Here is an 18,713-nt window from a genome sequence, read left to right as displayed (position 1 = left end):
CTAGGATGTCAGAGGTTCGAAGAGTGGAGCTGGTCGATTGCGCAATAAACGGCTGTAACGCAGGGCCTTTGATCGCATCGGAAGTCAAAATATCGAATCTGAAAACGGATGATCTGCTTATACTGTGGAGCCCTTATCTGGATCGTGTTGTGCTGTCCGGTGAGATCGGCAAGATGAAAGTCAATGCTACGGCCGACCCATCGACTCATGGGAATCCAAAGCAGAAACCGTTCGACGATTATCGAGAGCAGTTTTACTCGTCGGTAGAGTGGGCGCTCGATATTAGCACAGCGCGCTTCAAGGCGTTCGACATACGTGGGGTTCCGGGAAGGTTGATCCGTCGCGATCCCGAATCCCAAGTGCTAATTACCCGAGAGCGCGCCCTTCAAGTGGCTACGCCGGGATGGGAACAGAAGCTCGATCCGTCGAACAAGCTATGGCCGTTTATGGTCGATCTTTTCCTGGGCGATGGCGATGCGGACACAGTCTTTGTGGCACCTCTCGGCGCTGCGAAAGCCAAGCGCGATCCGCTGTTGAAGGGGTTACAGGAGTTGAGAAGGATCGGCCTCGCTGAACCGGACTGAGAAAGCGTGAAAGCAAGATAAAAACAACGGCTCCCTCTGTTGGGTAACCTGTTGTCTGCACATCGATTTTTAAGGAGATGGACGGCACGGTGGGATAGGGTGACAGTGCCAGATGGAGTTTTGACTAATCATCGTCGTGGAGCCCGATCTGCACTTGATGATCGAGTGTAGGAATTGTCGCGTATCTGGCGCGTTGAGAGCCTGCGAGCCGTTTGGGGGGCGAGGCAGGCGATTCGCAAAGCCATCCAGTTGCCGGTTACATTCCGATGCCCAGACCGCGCCTACGGCCGCTGCCAATCATATCCGCCAGGCTCTGGCCAACGCTGCGTGAGGGTATGGGCGGCAACCCCAATTCTACTTTGCGAATGCGCAGCAGCGATTCAACCTGGGGATCTCGCTCCAGGCTCCTGGCCATCCCGATCATGCGCTGTGCGACCTTGCCAGCCTTGCCGTCCTCGTAGCCGCGCAACAGACTGCGGCGTTGCCGGTCCAGCGCCTGCCAACGCTGAACGAACGTGTCAGCGCGCAACTGAGGATCGACGCGCAGTTCCGCTTCGAGCTGCATCGCGCGAAGCGTGGCTGCCGTCTTACCTTTGGCAGATTCGACTATGAGACGATGATCATTCGACATGGCTGCTTCGAGATCGAGCGACGCGTGCGGTCGGATCGCATCAAGCGCTGTTCGGCTTGCTGTCAGCTCATTGCGCTGGTCTTCGCTATATGGCTCGCCGACGCTATGCGCGAACCGCATCGCCTGCACGATGCGGGCGTGACGCTCCACAGCGGATGACGGCGCAACCGGGCGATCCGGCGACGGCGCTTTTACCGAAGGATTGATCTCTGGTGACTTGACGGCGGCGTCTGTTAAATCGTCACGATCGACCGATTGCAAGCCTTGCTCGGGCGCCCGTGTCGGCCCCCGCGTGACGGTATAGTCCGAGGCCATATCCTTGCCCCGTTCGCGCGACAGCGCACGCACCAGCTTGCCCTGATCGGCGAAGTCGTCGCGACCATAGTGGAGATCGACGCTATTGCGGTGACGCGACAATGCGACATAGGCGGCATGTCGGTCGAGACCCGGTGTGGCCAGCACATGGACCTGGTCGACCGTCACCCCTTGCGACTTGTGAACGGTCGCGGCGTAGCCGTGATCGATATCGGCATAGTCCTTCACATCGAACGCGACCAAGCGGCCATCGTCGAGCATTACCGCCATGCGTGATGACGTGACCGACTGCACCTGACCGAGGGTCCCGTTCTTCACGCCAAGTCCGCGCTCGTTCTTGAGGAACATGACGCGGTCGCCGGTCGCGAACTGTCGCTCCCCGCGTTCTGCGTGGATCATGATATCCTCGCCAAGCTCGCCCGCCGATCGCAGCCGCACGCGCGCCGCGATGTTGAGCGCTCGCACCTCGTCATTGGTGTGTGTGAGGATGAACCGCGTAGCGCCAGGCGAAGCGTTGCGATCACGATCCCAGCGATCGATCAAACGCCCGCGCGCCTGCTCGCGTGTATCTGCGGCATGAACGCGCCCGCGTTCGTCATAGGATGCAATCGCCTCGGCCGTGCGGCCGGTCGCGAGTTGCCGGGTCGCGTCACGCTGCCAGTCGTCGCGCTGGCGGCGGATCTGGGTGATCTCGATGCTTCCGTGACGCTCGGCTGTCGAGCGGAACGCAGCGCCAGCCTCGATCGCCTGGAGCTGTTCGGGATCGCCGACCAGCACGACCTTGGCGCCGCGCTTCTCGGCTTCGCTGATGACGCGCTCCATCTGGCGCGTGCCGATCATACCGGCTTCGTCGATGACCAAGATGGAGCGCTGGTCGAGCAAGGCCCTGCCCTGATCCCATTGATGCTCCATGCTCGCGATCGTGCGCGACGCGATGCCCGAACCGCTCTCAAGATTCTCCGCCGCGATACCGGATAGTGCGACGCCATGGACGGAATAGCCTGCCCCTTCCCATGCCTCGCGCGCAATCCCCAGCATCGCCGACTTGCCGGTGCCGGCATAGCCGATAACGATGCCAAGGCCCCTTGCCTCTGTGACATGCTCGTACGCGCTGCGCTGCTCAGGCGAAAGTATCATCCCGCGCGCCGCCGCGCGCGCCAGCGCGGTGGCGCGGTCTCGGTCCGCCACGTGGTGACGGTCGCGGTTCGCCATGATGCCCGTTGCACGTTCCAGCCGCTGCTCGATCGCGATCATCTCACGGCTGGTGAACCGCCCCTCGCCACGCCCGTCTCTACCCAGCGCCACCAGTTCCGGCGACGCCCGCACCGCGCCCATCACCTGATCGAACTGATCCTTCCCGTCGCTGTGCCGATGCACAAACATCGCCAGGTCGCGCTGCGTGAACGTTGCCCGCTGCTTCGTGATCGCATCGAGCGCGATGCGCGGGTCCGCAGCGATCTTCTCGCCGTTGGACCGAGCGATCTCCAAATGTTCGTCGAGCCGTTCGGACTCCAACCCCTGCGCTGACATGCGCGACGCGCCCGGGCCAATTTTGTGCTGCGGATCGAGGTCTATGCCCTGCGCATGCAGGGAGCGATGATCGATCCGCGCATCGATATCCAAGGCGGCGAGCCGCGCGTTGACGTGCTCCGCCCAGCGCTCGCGCCAATTCTCCAGCAGGTCGGTGCGATTCCAGTCGCGGTTCTTCGGGCCAAACCCATCTTCGCCCACCTCGCGAGTGGTCAGCATCACGTGGGCGTGCGGCTTGGCCAGGCCATCCACGCCGATGTCCCAATGCACGTTGAGATCGGCGATCATGCCGCGGCTGACGAACTCCTCGCGGACAAAGTCGCGCCCAAGCTCGATGCCTTGCTCCTTCGACAATTCGCGCGGGATCGCGAACTCGATCTCGCGGGCAAGCTGCGCATCGATCCGCTTCTCGGCCGCCTCGACCTGATTCCACAACTTTTCGCGGTCAGAGAGATGCTCCGGCGCACCGTCTGGCAGCATCACCTCGGAATGGACGACGCGCGCCTTGTTCGAGAAATTGTGATGGCGGTCGAGCCGCTCGTCGTGCAGCCGCGAGGCAGAGCGGTACGCAGCGGAAGCAACCGCGCTCGATCCGGCAGCGCGGGAGATCATCTTCGCCGAGAAATGGTAGATCGCCATGACGGCAATCCAATTACACTTAAAGCAGCACGTCGGCACGACGTATAAGCGCGCCCTCGAAAGATTTCATCTATCTCGGGACCGGGCAATCCCAAGACATTTCAGGGCATTGAGCTTGATCGATGCACCCGATAACTGGTCCGTCGTCGATACTCAATCGAGGACGGTATGATGCGTAAACCCCGCGACTTTGATTCGGAAATGAAGGCGCTCATTGAACGCGCCAAACTGCTGAAAGAACGCAAGCGTACCCAGCTTGGCGAGCTGGTGCTTGCAGCCGGCGCCGATGTGCTCGCGATCGATGTGCTGGCCGGCGCAATGTTGGCGGCGGCCGATACCAAAGACACGGCAACTCTGGAGGACTGGCGCAAGAGCGGCGCGGCCTTCTTTCAATCGACACGCCGGAGCGCTGCGCGCCGCAATCGCGGCGACGCGCGCGGCGCTCCGGCGGGCGATGGCAGCGCGCAACCGGCTTTTGGCGGCACGAGCACGAAGTGACACACGGGCATGGCAGGTGAAGCAGCGAGAAAGGACTCGGCACCTTATCGAACTCGGCGGTCTGGTTGCCAAAGCCGGACTGGTCGAACTCACTCATGATGATCGCGCGGTAATATTAGGCTTACTGATTGAAGCTGCGGCCCAACTGCGCGGTGAAGATCGCGCTCAGTATGTGACGCTGTGGCGGCGGCGTGGCCGGCGCGCGTTTAACGAAGAAATCTAGCCGAATATGAGCTGGCAACGTACGCCCCAGTTCAGGGCATCCACGCCTCGTTTTTAAGCGCGTGAAGCCCGCCGTTGACGATTGCGACTCCAAAGCTACGATCATGCTGATGAAGGCAGCAATACTCGCCGCGTTGATAATGTGTTCCGGATGTTCGGATGCCTGCCAGAACACCGTGGCTTCGCGGAGCCTCTCGCCCGATGGCAACCATGTTGCGGTGTTGTTCGAGCGTGATTGCGGAGCGACCACGGGCTTCTCAACCCAGATCTCGGTATTGGACGCCAACGCCAAACCGTCCGGGGGCGGCAACGCCTTCGTTGCGGACGACGATCACGGTGCCGCTAGGGTCGGAGACTGGGAAGGGTCATGGGCTGAGATGAAGTGGCTTGCGCCGGAACGCCTTCTCATCCGATATGCCGCGAAATCGAGGCTATTCAAGCAAAAGGAACGTGTTTCCGGCGTGACCATCACCTATCAGATGGTCGGCAGCTAACGTCGATGTGAAGGCGCGAAGCCGGGCCAAGGCGCTCCCGATTGCGGACCTGCGCGCTTGGAATCATAAACGCGAATAGAAATGCGGGCAGGTGCCGATGGAATATCAAAACCAGAAGATCAGGGCGATCGGCCGCCTGACAATCGTGGCGGCGGCGTTGACATTGACGCTCGCTCTTTGCCTGATTTACCCTGATCAGCTTCGGAGCTTCGCGCAAAATCTACCGCTGCCTCGGCTCCGGGACAAATATATATGGCTGGGTGTCCTCGCGACGATGGTTCCAGTCTGCTGGGCCGTTGACCTGGTTCTAATATTCACATCGCCGGAGCAGGAGGTCCGCCTCGTCGCTTGGTCAAAGCGATGGCTCAAGACGACAAGCGATTTCGAGAGGATTAATTTCGATACGCTGGATCCTGACTATCGCAAGGTAGCATGGCGGTACTTTCTGGACCGACGCAGGGGCTGACCTGCGCAGTCCGCTTCCTGCCCTTGCCTACCCGTAAGCCGCCGGATAGTTCACCACGCATCTAGAACGTAGTTACGGACTGGCGCGCGGTACACGATTGCGCCGCCGCCTAAATCAACCGGATCATCGCAGGGTGCGTTCGAACGCCCATGCAACCCAGTCAATCGTGCCGCGGTTGCCCGGTCTGTTTTCCGGCGAAAGCCAAGGTGCAAGCCGCCGATCACCTTCCCCCGCGCGCGCTGTTGCCCAGGCATCGCGCCAGGGCAGCAACGCGCGTCGCATTCGGCCGGCCAAGGTTGGCCCCGTTCGCATGTGACGACCCACAGCAACCAGAGCGTCGGCCACACGGACCTGCACCTCCTCGATGCTGATCCCGCATCGCCAGCCGATTTCCGCGTATGGAAAATTGTCCCGACTTGCGAGTAGGAATACTGTGCGCGTCAGCAGCGGAAGTGTTTCGAGCGCTTCGACGTATTGGCGCTGTTCTTCTTCCGTCAGCCGTGGCTTGTCGTCAGGCATTGCGCGCGTTCCACCCTCGCGGGCGGGGATGGCCGGTCACCTGATGCACATGATCGAGCAACGTACGGGTGAGCATCTGAATTTGCTCGGGCGTGAAAGGCAACCTTTCGGCCCGTTCGCGCGGCTGCGGGAAACGCCATTTGCCGTAGGGCGAGATGATTGCCGCGAGTAGCTCGAACTCGGCCAACTCGAACCCGAAGCCGCTTGCATTCGCGTAGGCGAGCGACCTCACGATATTGAGGCCGACATGGCGGGCGCACCATTGATCGGTAAAGCCGATATCGAGCAGATGCGAACTCAATCCCAGCTGTAGGACGATGCCGATCTGATAAAGCCTGTCGTGCTGGTCCTGCACGATACCCTGCTCTATCCCCGAAAAGAAGCTCTCGGCGTTGTGATAGCGAAAACGGCTGTCGCCGCGCCCGACGCGGGTCCGCCTAAGCACGACAGGTTCGTCATGGTAAGGCAACGCCCCGATGGCCGCATCCCAAGGCGACGCGGCCATGGTTCCCCGCAACGTCGCGATTGGCGCGACCGAGAGCACCTTTAACAGAGAGCGCCGCGATGTGGCGTAACCGATATCGGCCATGTGCATCTCCGCTTTCGCATTCGTCGTGATTCGGAGTTGCCTTCGCCAAGAGGCAAATGGAATTTCGCGACGGCATTAACCGATATCGCTTATGCAGCAGTTGGCCGCCTCTGGTCAATAACCGATATCGGTTATTCGGGTTTCGATTGCGAACCTCCCTTCGTCGGATAGGGATCGCATATGGGACGGCCGCCACTCGGAGTGAAATCGACAGTAGTTCGCCTGCCGCAAGGTCTGGGCGAGCGGATCGATGTGCTGGTCGGCAAACAGAAACGGGCTTCCTTCATCCGTGAGGCGGTGGAGAAAGAGGTCGCGCGGTTGGAGAAGCTCCGCGCCGGATAATTCGGCTGGCATGGCTGAGGTCGTGCACGAGGTAGGACGCCATCGCACTGTCTGGCGCTAAACAAGACGATCCGGGACAAAATGAGACTCAATCGACAATAATAATGTCGAAAGAAATTTATTTTGCGCGCTCAAATGCCCCCTGCTGCACCCTAATGCACTCCGGTGCACTCTACTGGACTACAAACGCCTTCTATCATTAGCTTGGCACTGTTTTGACACTCTTGCACGAACGGATCTTGCGTCTCAAATGTATCGACGGGGAGCGATTGGAACTCACGCGATACAGGACAATGCCATGCCGACCGATACGCCCGACCGCATTCTTCGTCTCAACGCCGTGCTCGATCGCACAGGCCTCAGCCGCTCGACGCTCTACCGGAAAGTCCAGACCGGCACATTTCCCAAGCAGGTGCGCATCGCCACGCGCTGCACCGGATGGCGAGAGTCTGCCGTCAACGACTGGATGCGTAATCCGATGTTCTACAGCGTCGCCGATCATCCACGCCTGTAGGCTCCCGATCCCATCCGCCGCGTCCGGCTCATGGGCGGTTATAGCGCGAGTCCCGCCAACGCTTCGGCTGCGGCGTGGCGGCTAAGGTGACCGTAGTGACGTTCAATCATTTCGGCGCTCGTGTCGCTGATCTGCGCCACTGTTAATAGCGGAAGCCCGCCATTCACGAGGTCCGTGATCGTGCTATGCCGCAACGTGTAGGCGGTGGCGCCATCGGGCAACTTTGCCTTGATCACAGCGTCGGCGATCGGCTTCTTCCACGTCTCCTTGTTCCACGCCTTTCCGTTGGCTTGCATCATCAGTGGTGCGGCAGGGAGCTTGTCCTTCGCCTGTCCCGCAAACAATTTGGCGGCGGCGCGTGGAATGAGGATTCGGCGGGGCTTTCCACTCTTGTCTTTGCCGATGCTCAATTCGGAGGTTCGCTTGTCAAAGTCGGCAACGGTGAGACTAGCAACGGCACCCGGCCGCAGGGGAAGCAAACAGAGTGCCCGCACAAACGGCTCGGCCTCAGCTGCAACATTTGCGAGCAATGCGCGGCGCTGATTGCGATCCAGATAGAGGGTCCGCTGCCGATCGGCATTCCGGATCGGCTTCAATGCCTCCTGCCATGCGGCTTCCGTATCCGGAGCGCCGGGTGCAAGTATCTTGTTTAGCGCCGCCCGGAGCATCGCCATGTCGCGATTGATCGACGACGGCGCGCGTGGGCGGATAACTCGATCGCCCTTTTTGCGCCGGCTGACCAACGCCGGCTTTTCCGCCAACCTCTGTCGCCAATCCTTCAGATGATTTCGCCGTACCTTCGCCAGTTTCAACTTGGCGATGGAGTCGGAATAAACGTGCCGCTTAAAGCGTCCATCAGCTTCGGGGTTCGCCTTGGCGTAGCGACGGCAAGCATCCTCGACCGTCTCGACCTTCTCTTCGGTCTGACCGCCGGACTCTACCAAATCGACAAAGGCTTCGGCTTCTTTCTTCGCCGCCGCAAATCGATCTCGTCCGGGCAGCTCGCCAAAATCGCCTAGCGCCTTCAACCGATAACCGCGCTGATCTTCGTCATAGGCCCGTGCGATCCAAGTTCCCGCGCCTTCGCGTACAGACGGTCGGTAGCCCAGGAAACAACCCGGCCGGATGCGCTGCCAATGAGGCTCACGTCGGGATGGTAGCGCTTCCCGTTCCTTCACCTTGCTCAAGTCCAGCGCCATCGCCGATCCCCTTGAAAAGCTCCGTACGGAAAAAGTACGGAAAACATGGTCGGAAGACGATGGATTAATTGAGACAGAAAGTCAAGGAATTCCGCCATATTTCAGGTTTCATGAGGTCCGAGAAAGGCCCGTTTCTCTGCCCTCCGAAGGCAGAGGCCACAGGTTCGAATCCTGTCGGGTGCGCCAGTTTTTCAATGGCTTGGCAGAACCGCTCCGGCGATTTGACTTCCAAATGTGCAATTGACGGGCTCAAACACACAAGGCCAGGCCTTACCCCCTCGGCACTTTGGCGAAAGTCGATTTGAGGGTGATGGATGTCTGCCGCGTATGACGTGATATGAGTTCGGAGACTGATTCATGAACGACATTGACGCGATGCTCGCGCGCTTGCGGGATGCGCCGGCCCATCCCGGGCTCGCCATGATCGATGCCGCGGTATTCGACGAACTGGCCGCGCGGGCGGCGCCGCCGCCGCCACTCGGCGCGCGGGCTTTCAGCGTCGCAGCGGTCATGGCGCTCGCCGTCGGGATCGCCGGCGCCGCTCTTCCCGGCGCACCGGCCAACGTCACCCCCATCTCGCCCTTTGGCGCGCCATCGGCGCTTGCCCCGTCGACGCTGCTGGAAACCGGCGAGTGAGGGATTATCGTCGGGTCATTCTTATCGCGCTGATCGCCTTCGCGGCGGCGATCGCGGGGGTTGTGGTCGGCCGCGCTTTCGTCGTCCCCGAACGGCCGGTGGAGAATGAGTTGCATGAGCTGCTGCACGAGCAGCTCAATCTCGACAAGGACCAGCATGGCCGCATCGACCTCATCGAGAAGCATTTCGCGGTACAGCGTCGCGCGCTCCAGCTCGAGCTCAGGGCCGATAATGCGCGGCTCGCCGAGGCGATCGAGGCGGAGCATGGTTATGGGCCGAGGGTGGCGGCGGCAATCGATCGCTCGCATCAGGCGATGGGCCAGCTCCAAAAGGAGACGCTCGAGCATATCTTCGCCATGCGCGGCGTGCTGCGGCCCGACCAGGCCGTCAAATTCGACCAAGCCGTGGTGGGGGCGCTGACGGCCAAGGACAGGTGATCGGCGATCTCGCCGGCTGCTCGGACGGTGAACTGGCCGCGCTCGCGCTGGCCGGGCGCCAGTCGGCCTATGGCGAGCTGATGCGCCGCCACCGCGATACCGTCTACCGCATCGTGCGCGGCCAGATCGGCAATGCCGACGAGGCGCTCGACGTGACGCAGAACAGCTTCATTGCGGCCTTTGCGGCACTGGCGCGCTATGACCGGGCCCGGCCGTTTCGCGTCTGGGTCGCGCGGATTGCAATCAACAAATGCCATGACTGGGCGCGGCGCCGCGCCGTGCGGCGGTTCCTGACCTTTGCCGCACCGCTCAGTGATGCGCAGCAGGTCGCCGACAGCGCCGCGCCGGCCGACGCCATGCTGGCCGACAAGCAGGCGCTGGCGCACGCCATGCGCGCGATCGCCGGCCTCCCAGCCTCGCTGAAAGAGCCGCTCGTCCTGCGCACGATCGACGAATTGTCGCAGGCGGAAACCGCCCAGATCCTCGGTATCAGCGAAAAGGCGGTCGAGATGCGCGTATACCGGGCACGGGCGAAACTGGAGAAAATGTTGAGGGATTAGCGGCCGGGCGGCGTATTCCACTGCGTAACCGCCATCACCTACGGGACGATCACCAAGACAATGACTCTATCCATGATCGATCGCCGCACGCTGCTGCGCGGCGCGGCGCTGGCCGGCGGCGGCGCGGCCCTGACCGCCGGACTGTCCGCCTGGTTTCCCGCCTGGGCTCAACCAGTGTCGGCGGGCATCGCGGCAACGCTGCCGACGGTGGCGGGCACCGATATCTCGCTGCGCATCGCGCATCAGATGATGACCGTCGATGGCCGACAAAGCCATGCGATCGGCATCAACGGCACCGTCCCCGCGCCACTGGTGCGGCTGAAGGAAGGCACGACGGTTCGCCTGTCGGTCACCAACGATCTCGACGAGGACAGTTCGATCCACTGGCATGGCCTGCTCGTCCCGTTCCAGATGGACGGTGTGCCCGGGGTCAGCTTTCCCGGCATCAAGCCGCATTCGACCTTCGTCTATGAATTCCCGGTCCGGCAATCGGGCACCTATTGGTATCACAGCCATTCCGGGCTGCAGGAGCAGATCGGTCATTATGGCCCGATCGTGATCGACCCGGCCGGCGTGGATCCGATCCGTTCGGACCGCGAACATGTCATCGTGCTGTCGGACCACAGCCCGCTTCACCCGCACATGATCTTCAAGAAGCTCAAGCAGCAGGGCGGCTATTTCAACTATCAGAAACAGACGCTTGTCGATCTGATCAAGGGCGAGGACCAGCCGCTCAAGGACCGGCTGATATGGGGCGGGATGCGGATGGATCCGACCGACATCTCCGACGTCACCGGCGCGACCTACAGCTATCTGATCAACGGCCATGGCCCGCACGACAATTGGACCGCCTTGTTCCGGCCCGGCGAACGCGTGCGGCTGCGCTTCGTCAATGCGTCGGCCATGACCACTTTCAACATACGCATCCCGGGGCTGAGGCTCACCATCGTCCAGGCCGACGGCCAGCCGGTACGCCCGGTCACCGTCGACGAATTCCAGATCGCGATCGCTGAAACCTATGACGTGATCGTCGAGCCCGTCGAGGACCGCGCCTATACGTTGGTCGGCGAAGCGATCGACCGCTCAGGCATGGCGCGCGCCACACTGGCGCCGCGCGAGGGCATGATCGCCGAGGTGCCGCCGCTGCGCAAGCGTCCGCTCGCGACGATGAAGGATATGGGCATGGGCGATATGGGCGCAGCACCGGTCGGCGGCGCAGACTGTCCGCCGGAACATGCGGCGATGGGCCATTGTACGCCGGCGCCAGCCGTGCCGATGGATCAGGGTGCGACAGCGGCCGGCGGCATGGCCGGCATGAATCATGGCGCCAGCGGCATGAGCCACTCGATGCGCGATTTTTCCAATGCGCCGACGGTCAGGAAGAGTCCGACGGTTCAGACCATCTCGCCCATGCCGATCGATCGCACCGGCGAACCCGGCCAGGGGCTGCAGGATGTCGGGCACAAGGTGCTGGTCTATCGCGACCTGATGGCGATAGATCGCAATCCGGACGTGCGGGCGCCCGACCGCGCGATGGAAATCCACCTCACCGGCAATATGGAACGTTATATGTGGGCGTTCGACGGCGAGAAGCTCAGCGAGGTGAAGGACCCGATCCCGTTCCTCGAAAATGAACGGGTCCGCGTCACCCTTGTCAACGACACGATGATGGGTCACCCGATCCATCTGCACGGCCATTTCTTCGAGCTCGTCATCGGTCATGGCGACCATGCGCCGCGCAAGCATACGGTGCAGGTCCAGCCGGGCGGCAAGGTGACCTTCGACGTCACCGCCGACGCAGTCGGCGACTGGGCGTTTCACTGCCACATGCTCTACCACATGCATGCCGGCATGATGCAGGTCGTGACGGTCCGTCCGCGTCTGGGCGAGGCTGCATGAAGACGCTGCTCCTTCTCGCCGGCGCGTCGCTGATCATGCTTGCCGCGCCGGTGCGCGCGCAGACCATGGATCATTCGATGCCTGGCATGACGATGCCGGCGAAACCAGCGGCAAAAGCGAAACCCAAGCCCAAAGCCAGGCCGGCGGCGAAGCGTCCTGCCTCGGCGAGGGCCGTCGCGCCGGCACCCGGAGCGAACCCGGATATGCCGTCGATGCCAATGCCGCAGCCAGCCCCGGTCGAGGATCCGCACGCCGGCCATGTCATGCCGGGCATGCCGGCCGCGAGCCCGGACATGCCCGTCCATAGCGCGAGCGGCACGGCGCTGTCGGCGGGCGACGCCCCGTCACCGGCCGCATCGGAGGCCAATTATGCCGATACCGTTTGGGGCAGCGAGAATATGGCCGCCTCGCGCCGGCAATTGCGCCGCGAACATGGCGGCAGCACTTTCTCGCAAGTGATGTTCAACCTGGCGGAATATCAGGTGCGCGACGGCCGTGACGGATTTCGCTGGGACGGCGAAGGCTGGTTCGGCGGCGACATCAACCGGCTGGTGGTGAAGTCGGAAGGCTCAGGCAGCTTTGGCGAGGGCGTCGAGGACGCCGAGGTCCAGGCACTCTACAGCCGCGCGATCGGTCCCTATTTCAACCTTCAGGCGGGTGTGCGGCACGACATCATGCCCAACCCGTCGCGCACCTATGCGACGATCGGGCTCGAGGGGCTCGCCACCTATTGGTTCGAGGTCGAGGGGGCGTTGTTCCTGTCCGACAAGGGCGATCTGCTTGCCCGGGTCGAGGGTTATTATGACCAGCGCATCACTCAGCGGCTGGTCCTGCAGCCAAGGGCCGAGCTGAATTTCGCCGCGCAGGATGTGCCGGAGACCGGCACCGGCGCGGGCCTGAGCGATGTCGAGCTCGGTCTGCGCTTGCGCTATGAGGTCACGCGCGAATTCGCGCCCTATATCGGCGCGTCCTGGGATCGCCGCATCGGCGACACGGCGCGCTATGCGCGGCTTGCGGGGGAGAATGCCGGGGCGACCAGCGTCGTGATTGGCGTGCGGGCCTGGTTCTGAGAATTGCCGGGCGGCTACAGCGTCCAGTCGATCGGCGTGCGATCGATCCCGGCCATGTCGCCGGCCTCGCGCCAGTCGGCGAGTAGCCGGTAGAAGGCGACGGGGCCCTGTCCGAAAGTGCGTGAGGTGAAGCCGCCGGTCTGCCCTTCATTATTATAATAGCCGGGGGTGCATTCGCGCGAATAGGTCGGGTCGCGCGCGCTGTCCTTTACCATGCGCGCCCAAGCCGCCGCCGCGTCGCGATTGGCCTCGACCATAGCGACCCCCTCCCGCCGGCAGCGGCCGATGATATAGGCGACATGTTCGGCCTGCTCGGTCAGGATATGGGTGAAGTTTACCGCGACAACCGACTGATCGAGCGAGAAGACGAACAGGTTGGGAAAGTCGGGCGTGAGGAAGCCGTGGAGCGTCGTCATCTCGCTCTCCCAGCGATCGCTGAGCGTCGCGCCGTCACGCCCGCAAATTTCATAACCCGCCCGTCGCGCATGGCTGGTGCCGACTTCGAACCCGGTGGCGAAGATCAGGCAATCGAGCCTGTGTTCGGTGTCGCCGACAACCACGCCGTCAGCGGTGATCCGCTCGACCCCACGCCCGCCGGTATCGATCAGATGGACATTGGGCCGGTTGAAGGTCGGCAAATAATCGTCGTGAAAACAGGGCCGCTTGCAGAACTGGTTGTACCAGGGCTTCAGCGCCTCGGCGACCGCCGGATCCGCAACATGTTCGTCCACCCGCGCGCGGATCGATTCCATTTTGCGGAAATCGGCGAGCTGGACCAGCGCGGCCTGATCCGCGCCGCCGCTGCTTGCCGCCTTCACCGCCATCATGCTGAAGTTACGCATGATGTCGGTCCAGCCATCGCCGACCAGATCGACCTCCGCCTGACCGCCCGAGACGAGCAGGTTGAAATTGTCGCGCCGCTCGCGGTGCCAGCCAGGTTTCAGCGAGGCCGCCCAATCCGGGTCGGTCGGCCGGTTGCCGCGATAATCGATCGATGACGGCGTGCGCTGAAAGACATAAAGCTCGCCGGCGTCCCGCCCGAGATGCGGAATGCACTGGATCGCGGTCGCGCCGGTACCGATAATGCCCACCGCCTTGTCGGCCAGCCCGGTCAGGCTGCCATCGGGCGATCCACCGGTATAGGCATAATCCCAGCGGCTGGTGTGGAACATGTGACCGCGAAAATTCTCGATGCCGGAGATGCCGGGCAGCTTGGGCCGATTGAGTGGCCCGTTGGCGGCAACCACGAACCGCGCGCGGACGCGGTCGCCGCGATCGGTCGAGACGATCCAGCGGCGGGCATCGTCGTCCCAGTCGGCGCGCGTCACCTGGGTCTGGAGCAGCGCGTCGTCGTAGAGGTCGTGCCGCCGCGCGATCGATTTCGCATAATCGAGGATTTCCGGCCCGCGCGCATATTTCTCGCTGGGCATATATCCCAGTTCCTCGAGTAACGGCAGATACACATAGCTTTCGACGTCGCACGCGGCGCCCGGATAGCGATTCCAGTACCAGGTACCGCCGAAATCGGCGCCCTTCTCGATCACGCAAAGCGTCTCGACGCCCGCCTCGCGCAGCTTCGCCGCCGCGATCAGGCCGCCAAAACCGCCACCAATCACCGCGACTTCGACATCGATCTCACGCGCCGGCCGCGAAAAGCCCTCAGGCGCGTGCGGATCATCGACGAAATGGGCGAAGTCGCCAGCGACTTGCCGATATTGCGCACTCCCCTCGGCGCGCAGGCGCTTGTCGCGCTCGGCGATGTATTTCTGCTTCAGCGCAAGCGGATCGAAATCCAGTTCTTCAGCGGTCGGTAATGCCATATTCTGTTCGACGCGATTCCCCACCGCCGGCAAACCGGCAGGCAGATCCCCGCGCCCTCCTCTCCGTTCTTATCGGCGCTAAATTCGCATGCGAGCGGCACGTGCATCACCCCCGTTTGGGGACTTCAGCCGAGGCCGCTGCGCGGCGATCATGGCGGCCGGTAACAGCCGGAGAGGATCATCATGCCAGTCACCACACGCGCCGCGATCGCGTTCGCGCCCCATCAGCCGATGGAGCTGCGCGACGTGGAGCTGATCGATCCCGGCCCGGGCCAGGTGATGATCCGGCTGATCGCCACCGGCCTGTGCCATTCCGATCTCCATGTGCTCGATGGCCAATCCCATTCGCAATTCCCCGTCGTGCTCGGCCATGAGGGTTATGGCGAAGTGATCGCACTCGGCGAGGGCGTGGACGATTTCGCGATCGGCGATCATGTCGTCCCTTTCCTGATCCCCGATTGCGGCAAATGCGCATTCTGCCTGTCCGGGCGGACCAATCTCTGCGTGGAATTCGGCGCGCGCATCCAGCGGGGTCATGCGCCGTTCCTGCTCGACGGGCAGCCGGTCAAGGCGTTCGCGGGCCTCGGCACTTTCGCCGAAAAGACCGTGGTGATGGCCGATATGCTGAGCAAGGTCGAGCAGGCGGCGCGGCCCGACCATATTTGTTGTATCGGCTGCGGCGTGACCACCGGAATCGGCGCGGCATTGATCACCGCGAAGGTGACGCCCGGATCGTCGGTCGCGGTGTTCGGTACGGGCGGCGTCGGCCTCAGCGTCATTCAAGGCGCGCGGATCGCGGGCGCGGGGCGGATTATCGCAGTCGATCGCAATCCGGCCAAGGAGGCCGTCGCACGCGTGCTCGGCGCAACCGACTTCATCGATCCGGCGGAGGAAGACGCGATCGCGCGAATTCAGGCGCTGACCGGCGCCGGCGCCGATTTCACCTTCGAATGCGTCGGCATCCCAGATCTGGCGCGGCAAGCGCTGGAGGCGTCGCATCCCGCCTGGGGCGTCGCGGTCTGTGTCGGCATCATGCCCGCGGGCGCGCAACTGGCCGCGCAACCCATGTCGCTGCTCACCGGCCGGCGCTGGACCGGATCGCTGATGGGCGGCGCCAAGCGGCAGGACGTCGCGCGCTTCGTCGATATGTATTTGACAGGCGATTACGACCTGGAACCGCTCGTCTCGCATCGCCTGAGCCCTGATCAGATCAACCATGGGTTCGATATGATGCGCAGCGGCGAGGCGGTGCGATCGGTGATCCTCTACTGATTTTCCACATGCCTTGCCGGGCGACACGACGAACCACCGCATTGCCGCGATAGCGAGGGTCGACCGGCGCTTGAATCGATTCGCCGAACGGGGAGATATAGGACACCCTTATTGTTGCATATCTTATGCGGTCAGCGCGTCCCCTGCGGGATGTCACGGAACGCCATGCCCTTGTCGGCACGCGCATCGGCGGGAAGGCCAAGCACCCGCTCAGCAATGATGTTGCGCAGTATCTCGTCAGTGCCGCCGCCGATGCGAAGGCCCGGCGCCCACATCAGCCGCGCCTGGAACGCCGCCGCCAGCGGCGCCAGCGCGGGATCGTCGATCATGCCATAATCGCCGGTCAGTTCGACCGCCGCCGCCGACAAGGCCTGGACATGGTTGGACCAGACCAGTTTCGCCGCCGAAGCCTCCGGCCCCGGCTGTTCGCCGCGCGACAATTTGCTGAGCATGCGCAGGCCGAGCAGGCGAAAGGATTCCGCTTCGGTATAGAAGCCGGCGAGCTGCTGGCCGAACACCGGATCGTCGGCGAGCACGCTATCGCCCGACGGCACCAGCCGTGCCAACGCGAGCAAGTCGCGCCAGGTCGGCCCAGTCCCCCCGCCGAGCGCGGCACGCTCGTTCGCCAGCGTGGTGAGCGCGACCGCCCAGCCCTCGCCGATATCACCCACGCGCTGATCGTCGCGCAGCATCACGCCGTCGAGATAGACTTCGTTGAACTCAGCGCCGCCATTCATCTGACGCAGTGGGCGTACATCAACGCCGGGTGCGCGCATATCGATCCAGAACATGGTCAGGCCGGCATGCTTGACCAGATCGGGATCGGTACGCGCAAGCAGCAGGCCGAAATCGGAACGATCGGCGTTGCTGTTCCACACCTTCTGCCCGTCGATCCGCCAGCCATCGCCAACACGCACCGCACGGGTCCGCGCCGCCGCCAGATCCGACCCATTGCTCGGTTCGGAAAAGAGCTGGCACCAGATCTCGTCGCCGCGCACCGCGGGGGCGATGAAGCGCGCGCGCTGCGCATCGCTACCATGTTTCAGCAGCGGCGGCAGGCAGATCTTCAAGCCGGTCATGAAATAGTTCGACGAGAGGCCCGCACGTGCCTCCTCCTGGTCGAAGATCGCTTGCTGGATCGGCGTGCCGCCGCCCCCACCGATGGCGGCCGGCCAGGCGATACAGGCATAGCCATGCTCCGCCTTGGCGCGCTGCCACAACCGCATATGTTCGAGATGTTCGGTCGAGCCGATCGGGGCATCGGCCGCGTCTATCGGCGCGGGCATATGATCGGCGATCCAGGTGCGTGCCGTCGCGCGATAGGCGGCCTGTTCGGGCGTGTCGTCGAAGGTCATGCCGCCACCTGTCGCAACTGATCGGCCAGTCGCGCGCGCCACCAGTCGGGCGCTCCGGCGGCGGTGCTCAGATGCCGTGCGCGGCGATAGAAGAGGTGGCAGTCCATCTCCCAAGTGAAGCCGATTCCGCCATGCAGCTGGATCAACTCCTTCGCCGCGAACCAATAGGCCTCGCACGCCGCGATGCGCGCCGCCGCCGTGGCGGATTCGAACACGGCAGGATCATGATCGGCAGCCCATGCCGCGTAATAGGCATTGGAGCGTGCCATCTCGTTCTTCACGTAAATGTCGGCGAGCCGGTGCTTGACCGCCTGATAGCCGGCGACCGGCCGGCCGAATGCGAAGCGAGTCCTGGTATAAGCGACCGCCATTTCGAGGCACGCGTCGGCGCCGCCGATCGCTTCGAACGCCAGCGGGACGGCGTAGCGCGTAAGGATTTGCGCCGCGAGCGCGACGCCATCGCCGGTGCGGCCGACCGGCTCGACCGGGACATCGGCAAAGTCGAGCCGGGCGGCGGGCCGGGTCGGGTCCAGCGTCGAGACTGACCGGCGCGTCACGCCGGGGTCGTTGAGGCCGACGACGAACAGGCCCGGCCCGTCCGCGGTGGCGGCCAGCACCACCGCCCAATCAGCGATAGCGCCATCGGTCACGGGCTGCTTGGTGCCGTGCAGGCGACCGCGCTCCACCCGCGCGGTCGGCGGCGCGGCAAAGGGGGTGCCAGGACCTTCAGTGAAGGCGAGCGTGCCGATCAGCGCGCCGCTGGCGATTTCAGGCAACAACGCGGCGCGCTGAGTCTCGCTGCCGGCGAGCGCGATGGCTTGGGCGAAGCCATAGATGGACGACGCGAACGGCACCGGTGCGAGCGACCGGCCAAGTTCCTCGGCCAGACCGGCCAGCGCCACGCTGGCCATCCCAAGCCCGCCGTGCGCGTCATCGATCGCCACGCCACACCAGCCCTGTGCGCCGAGTTCCCGCCACAGCCCCGTCGCATGCGTGTCGCCTGCCGTCTCCAACACGCGCCGCGCCGCATCGATTGCGCCGCGCGCATCGAGCAGTTTACGCGCGTGATCCATCAGGGCGCGAACGTCCTCGTCATAATCGACGTTCATGCTCTTACGCGGT

Annotated in this window: 20 protein-coding genes; 13 read left to right on the top strand and 7 right to left on the bottom strand. The window is 63.3% G+C overall.

Annotated elements, in window-relative coordinates:
* Nucleotides 1-23: 23 nt before the first annotated feature.
* Complete coding sequence (locus G4G27_RS23845) at nucleotides 24-584, top strand: hypothetical protein (RefSeq protein ID WP_183110955.1); 561 nt, start codon at nucleotides 24-26, stop codon at nucleotides 582-584.
* 256 nt (nucleotides 585-840) lie between these two features.
* Here the strand turns inward: G4G27_RS23845 and traA are convergent, their stop codons facing one another.
* Complete coding sequence (traA, locus tag G4G27_RS23840) at nucleotides 841-3,699, bottom strand: Ti-type conjugative transfer relaxase TraA (RefSeq protein ID WP_183110953.1); 2,859 nt, start codon at nucleotides 3,697-3,699, stop codon at nucleotides 841-843.
* A 171-nt stretch (nucleotides 3,700-3,870) separates the two neighbouring features.
* Here traA and G4G27_RS23835 point away from each other — a divergent pair, with 171 nt between their 5' ends.
* The 4 genes from G4G27_RS23835 to G4G27_RS23820 all read left to right on the top strand — a co-directional run bounded on the left by G4G27_RS23835 (nucleotide 3,871) and on the right by G4G27_RS23820 (nucleotide 5,379).
* A complete protein-coding gene (locus G4G27_RS23835) occupies nucleotides 3,871-4,197 on the top strand; it encodes a conjugal transfer protein TraD (RefSeq protein WP_183110952.1) in 327 nt (108 codons plus the stop codon).
* Nucleotides 4,154-4,420 (top strand): conjugal transfer protein TraD, encoded by a 267-nt coding sequence (locus G4G27_RS23830; RefSeq protein ID WP_183110951.1) that lies wholly within the window; start codon nucleotides 4,154-4,156, stop codon nucleotides 4,418-4,420. Before G4G27_RS23835 ends, G4G27_RS23830 begins: the two co-directional genes overlap by 44 nt.
* Before the next feature lie 103 nt (nucleotides 4,421-4,523).
* Nucleotides 4,524-4,913 (top strand): hypothetical protein, encoded by a 390-nt coding sequence (locus tag G4G27_RS23825; protein WP_183110950.1) that lies wholly within the window; start codon nucleotides 4,524-4,526, stop codon nucleotides 4,911-4,913.
* A 97-nt stretch (nucleotides 4,914-5,010) separates the two neighbouring features.
* The gene (locus tag G4G27_RS23820) at nucleotides 5,011-5,379 is read left to right on the top strand and encodes a hypothetical protein (protein WP_183110949.1); all 369 of its coding nucleotides are present in this window, start codon (nucleotides 5,011-5,013) and stop codon (nucleotides 5,377-5,379) included.
* 123 nt (nucleotides 5,380-5,502) lie between these two features.
* On the opposite strand, the gene G4G27_RS23815 is transcribed toward G4G27_RS23820, so the two are convergent.
* Both G4G27_RS23815 and G4G27_RS23810 read right to left on the bottom strand, forming a co-directional pair.
* Nucleotides 5,503-5,898 carry a sigma factor-like helix-turn-helix DNA-binding protein gene (locus tag G4G27_RS23815; protein ID WP_183110948.1) on the bottom strand — a complete coding sequence of 132 codons (396 nt, stop codon included), beginning with the start codon at nucleotides 5,896-5,898 and terminating at the stop codon, nucleotides 5,503-5,505.
* The gene (locus G4G27_RS23810; protein WP_244624485.1) at nucleotides 5,891-6,487 is read right to left on the bottom strand and encodes a hypothetical protein; all 597 of its coding nucleotides are present in this window, start codon (nucleotides 6,485-6,487) and stop codon (nucleotides 5,891-5,893) included. Before G4G27_RS23810 ends, G4G27_RS23815 begins: the two co-directional genes overlap by 8 nt.
* Before the next feature lie 180 nt (nucleotides 6,488-6,667).
* Here G4G27_RS23810 and G4G27_RS23805 point away from each other — a divergent pair, with 180 nt between their 5' ends.
* On the top strand, nucleotides 6,668-6,829 hold the full coding sequence (locus G4G27_RS23805; protein ID WP_183110946.1) for a hypothetical protein: 162 nt from the start codon (nucleotides 6,668-6,670) through the stop codon (nucleotides 6,827-6,829).
* A gap of 298 nt (nucleotides 6,830-7,127) precedes the next feature.
* The gene (locus G4G27_RS23800; protein ID WP_183110945.1) at nucleotides 7,128-7,343 is read left to right on the top strand and encodes an AlpA family phage regulatory protein; all 216 of its coding nucleotides are present in this window, start codon (nucleotides 7,128-7,130) and stop codon (nucleotides 7,341-7,343) included.
* Nucleotides 7,344-7,381: 38 nt separating this feature from the next.
* On the opposite strand, the gene G4G27_RS23795 is transcribed toward G4G27_RS23800, so the two are convergent.
* Nucleotides 7,382-8,542: a tyrosine-type recombinase/integrase gene (locus G4G27_RS23795; protein ID WP_183110943.1), complete on the bottom strand. Its 1,161-nt coding sequence runs from the start codon at nucleotides 8,540-8,542 to the stop codon at nucleotides 7,382-7,384.
* A gap of 357 nt (nucleotides 8,543-8,899) precedes the next feature.
* Here G4G27_RS23795 and G4G27_RS23790 point away from each other — a divergent pair, with 357 nt between their 5' ends.
* The 5 genes from G4G27_RS23790 to G4G27_RS23770 all read left to right on the top strand — a co-directional run bounded on the left by G4G27_RS23790 (nucleotide 8,900) and on the right by G4G27_RS23770 (nucleotide 13,144).
* A complete protein-coding gene (locus G4G27_RS23790; protein WP_183110941.1) occupies nucleotides 8,900-9,178 on the top strand; it encodes a hypothetical protein in 279 nt (92 codons plus the stop codon).
* Nucleotides 9,175-9,615 (top strand): periplasmic heavy metal sensor, encoded by a 441-nt coding sequence (locus G4G27_RS23785; protein ID WP_183110939.1) that lies wholly within the window; start codon nucleotides 9,175-9,177, stop codon nucleotides 9,613-9,615. Before G4G27_RS23790 ends, G4G27_RS23785 begins: the two co-directional genes overlap by 4 nt.
* Nucleotides 9,612-10,175 (top strand): RNA polymerase sigma factor, encoded by a 564-nt coding sequence (locus G4G27_RS23780; RefSeq protein ID WP_244624484.1) that lies wholly within the window; start codon nucleotides 9,612-9,614, stop codon nucleotides 10,173-10,175. The genes G4G27_RS23785 and G4G27_RS23780 overlap by 4 nt, the downstream gene beginning before the upstream one ends.
* A 72-nt stretch (nucleotides 10,176-10,247) precedes the next feature.
* Entirely contained in the window at nucleotides 10,248-12,074 is a 1,827-nt protein-coding gene (locus tag G4G27_RS23775) for a copper resistance system multicopper oxidase (RefSeq protein ID WP_244624483.1), read from the top strand.
* Nucleotides 12,071-13,144: a copper resistance protein B gene (locus G4G27_RS23770; RefSeq protein ID WP_183110935.1), complete on the top strand. Its 1,074-nt coding sequence runs from the start codon at nucleotides 12,071-12,073 to the stop codon at nucleotides 13,142-13,144. The genes G4G27_RS23775 and G4G27_RS23770 overlap by 4 nt, the downstream gene beginning before the upstream one ends.
* Nucleotides 13,145-13,158: 14 nt before the next feature.
* Here G4G27_RS23770 and G4G27_RS23765 read toward each other — a convergent pair whose 3' ends face one another.
* On the bottom strand, nucleotides 13,159-14,964 hold the full coding sequence (locus tag G4G27_RS23765; protein WP_183110933.1) for an NAD(P)/FAD-dependent oxidoreductase: 1,806 nt from the start codon (nucleotides 14,962-14,964) through the stop codon (nucleotides 13,159-13,161).
* Between the two features lie 183 nt (nucleotides 14,965-15,147).
* On the opposite strand from G4G27_RS23765, the gene G4G27_RS23760 reads away from it, so the two are divergent.
* A complete protein-coding gene (locus G4G27_RS23760; RefSeq protein ID WP_183110932.1) occupies nucleotides 15,148-16,236 on the top strand; it encodes a zinc-binding dehydrogenase in 1,089 nt (362 codons plus the stop codon).
* Between the two features lie 131 nt (nucleotides 16,237-16,367).
* Here G4G27_RS23760 and G4G27_RS23755 read toward each other — a convergent pair whose 3' ends face one another.
* Together G4G27_RS23755 and G4G27_RS23750 are read right to left on the bottom strand one after the other, a co-directional pair.
* Nucleotides 16,368-17,591 (bottom strand): acyl-CoA dehydrogenase family protein, encoded by a 1,224-nt coding sequence (locus G4G27_RS23755; RefSeq protein WP_183110930.1) that lies wholly within the window; start codon nucleotides 17,589-17,591, stop codon nucleotides 16,368-16,370.
* On the bottom strand, nucleotides 17,588-18,700 hold the full coding sequence (locus tag G4G27_RS23750) for an acyl-CoA dehydrogenase family protein (RefSeq protein ID WP_183110928.1): 1,113 nt from the start codon (nucleotides 18,698-18,700) through the stop codon (nucleotides 17,588-17,590). Before G4G27_RS23750 ends, G4G27_RS23755 begins: the two co-directional genes overlap by 4 nt.
* Nucleotides 18,701-18,713 lie beyond the last annotated feature (13 nt).

This window comes from Sphingomonas sp. So64.6b (assembly GCF_014171475.1).
GTDB lineage: Bacteria > Pseudomonadota > Alphaproteobacteria > Sphingomonadales > Sphingomonadaceae > Sphingomonas > Sphingomonas alpina_A.
This window is presented reverse-complemented; position numbering and strand designations above follow the sequence as displayed.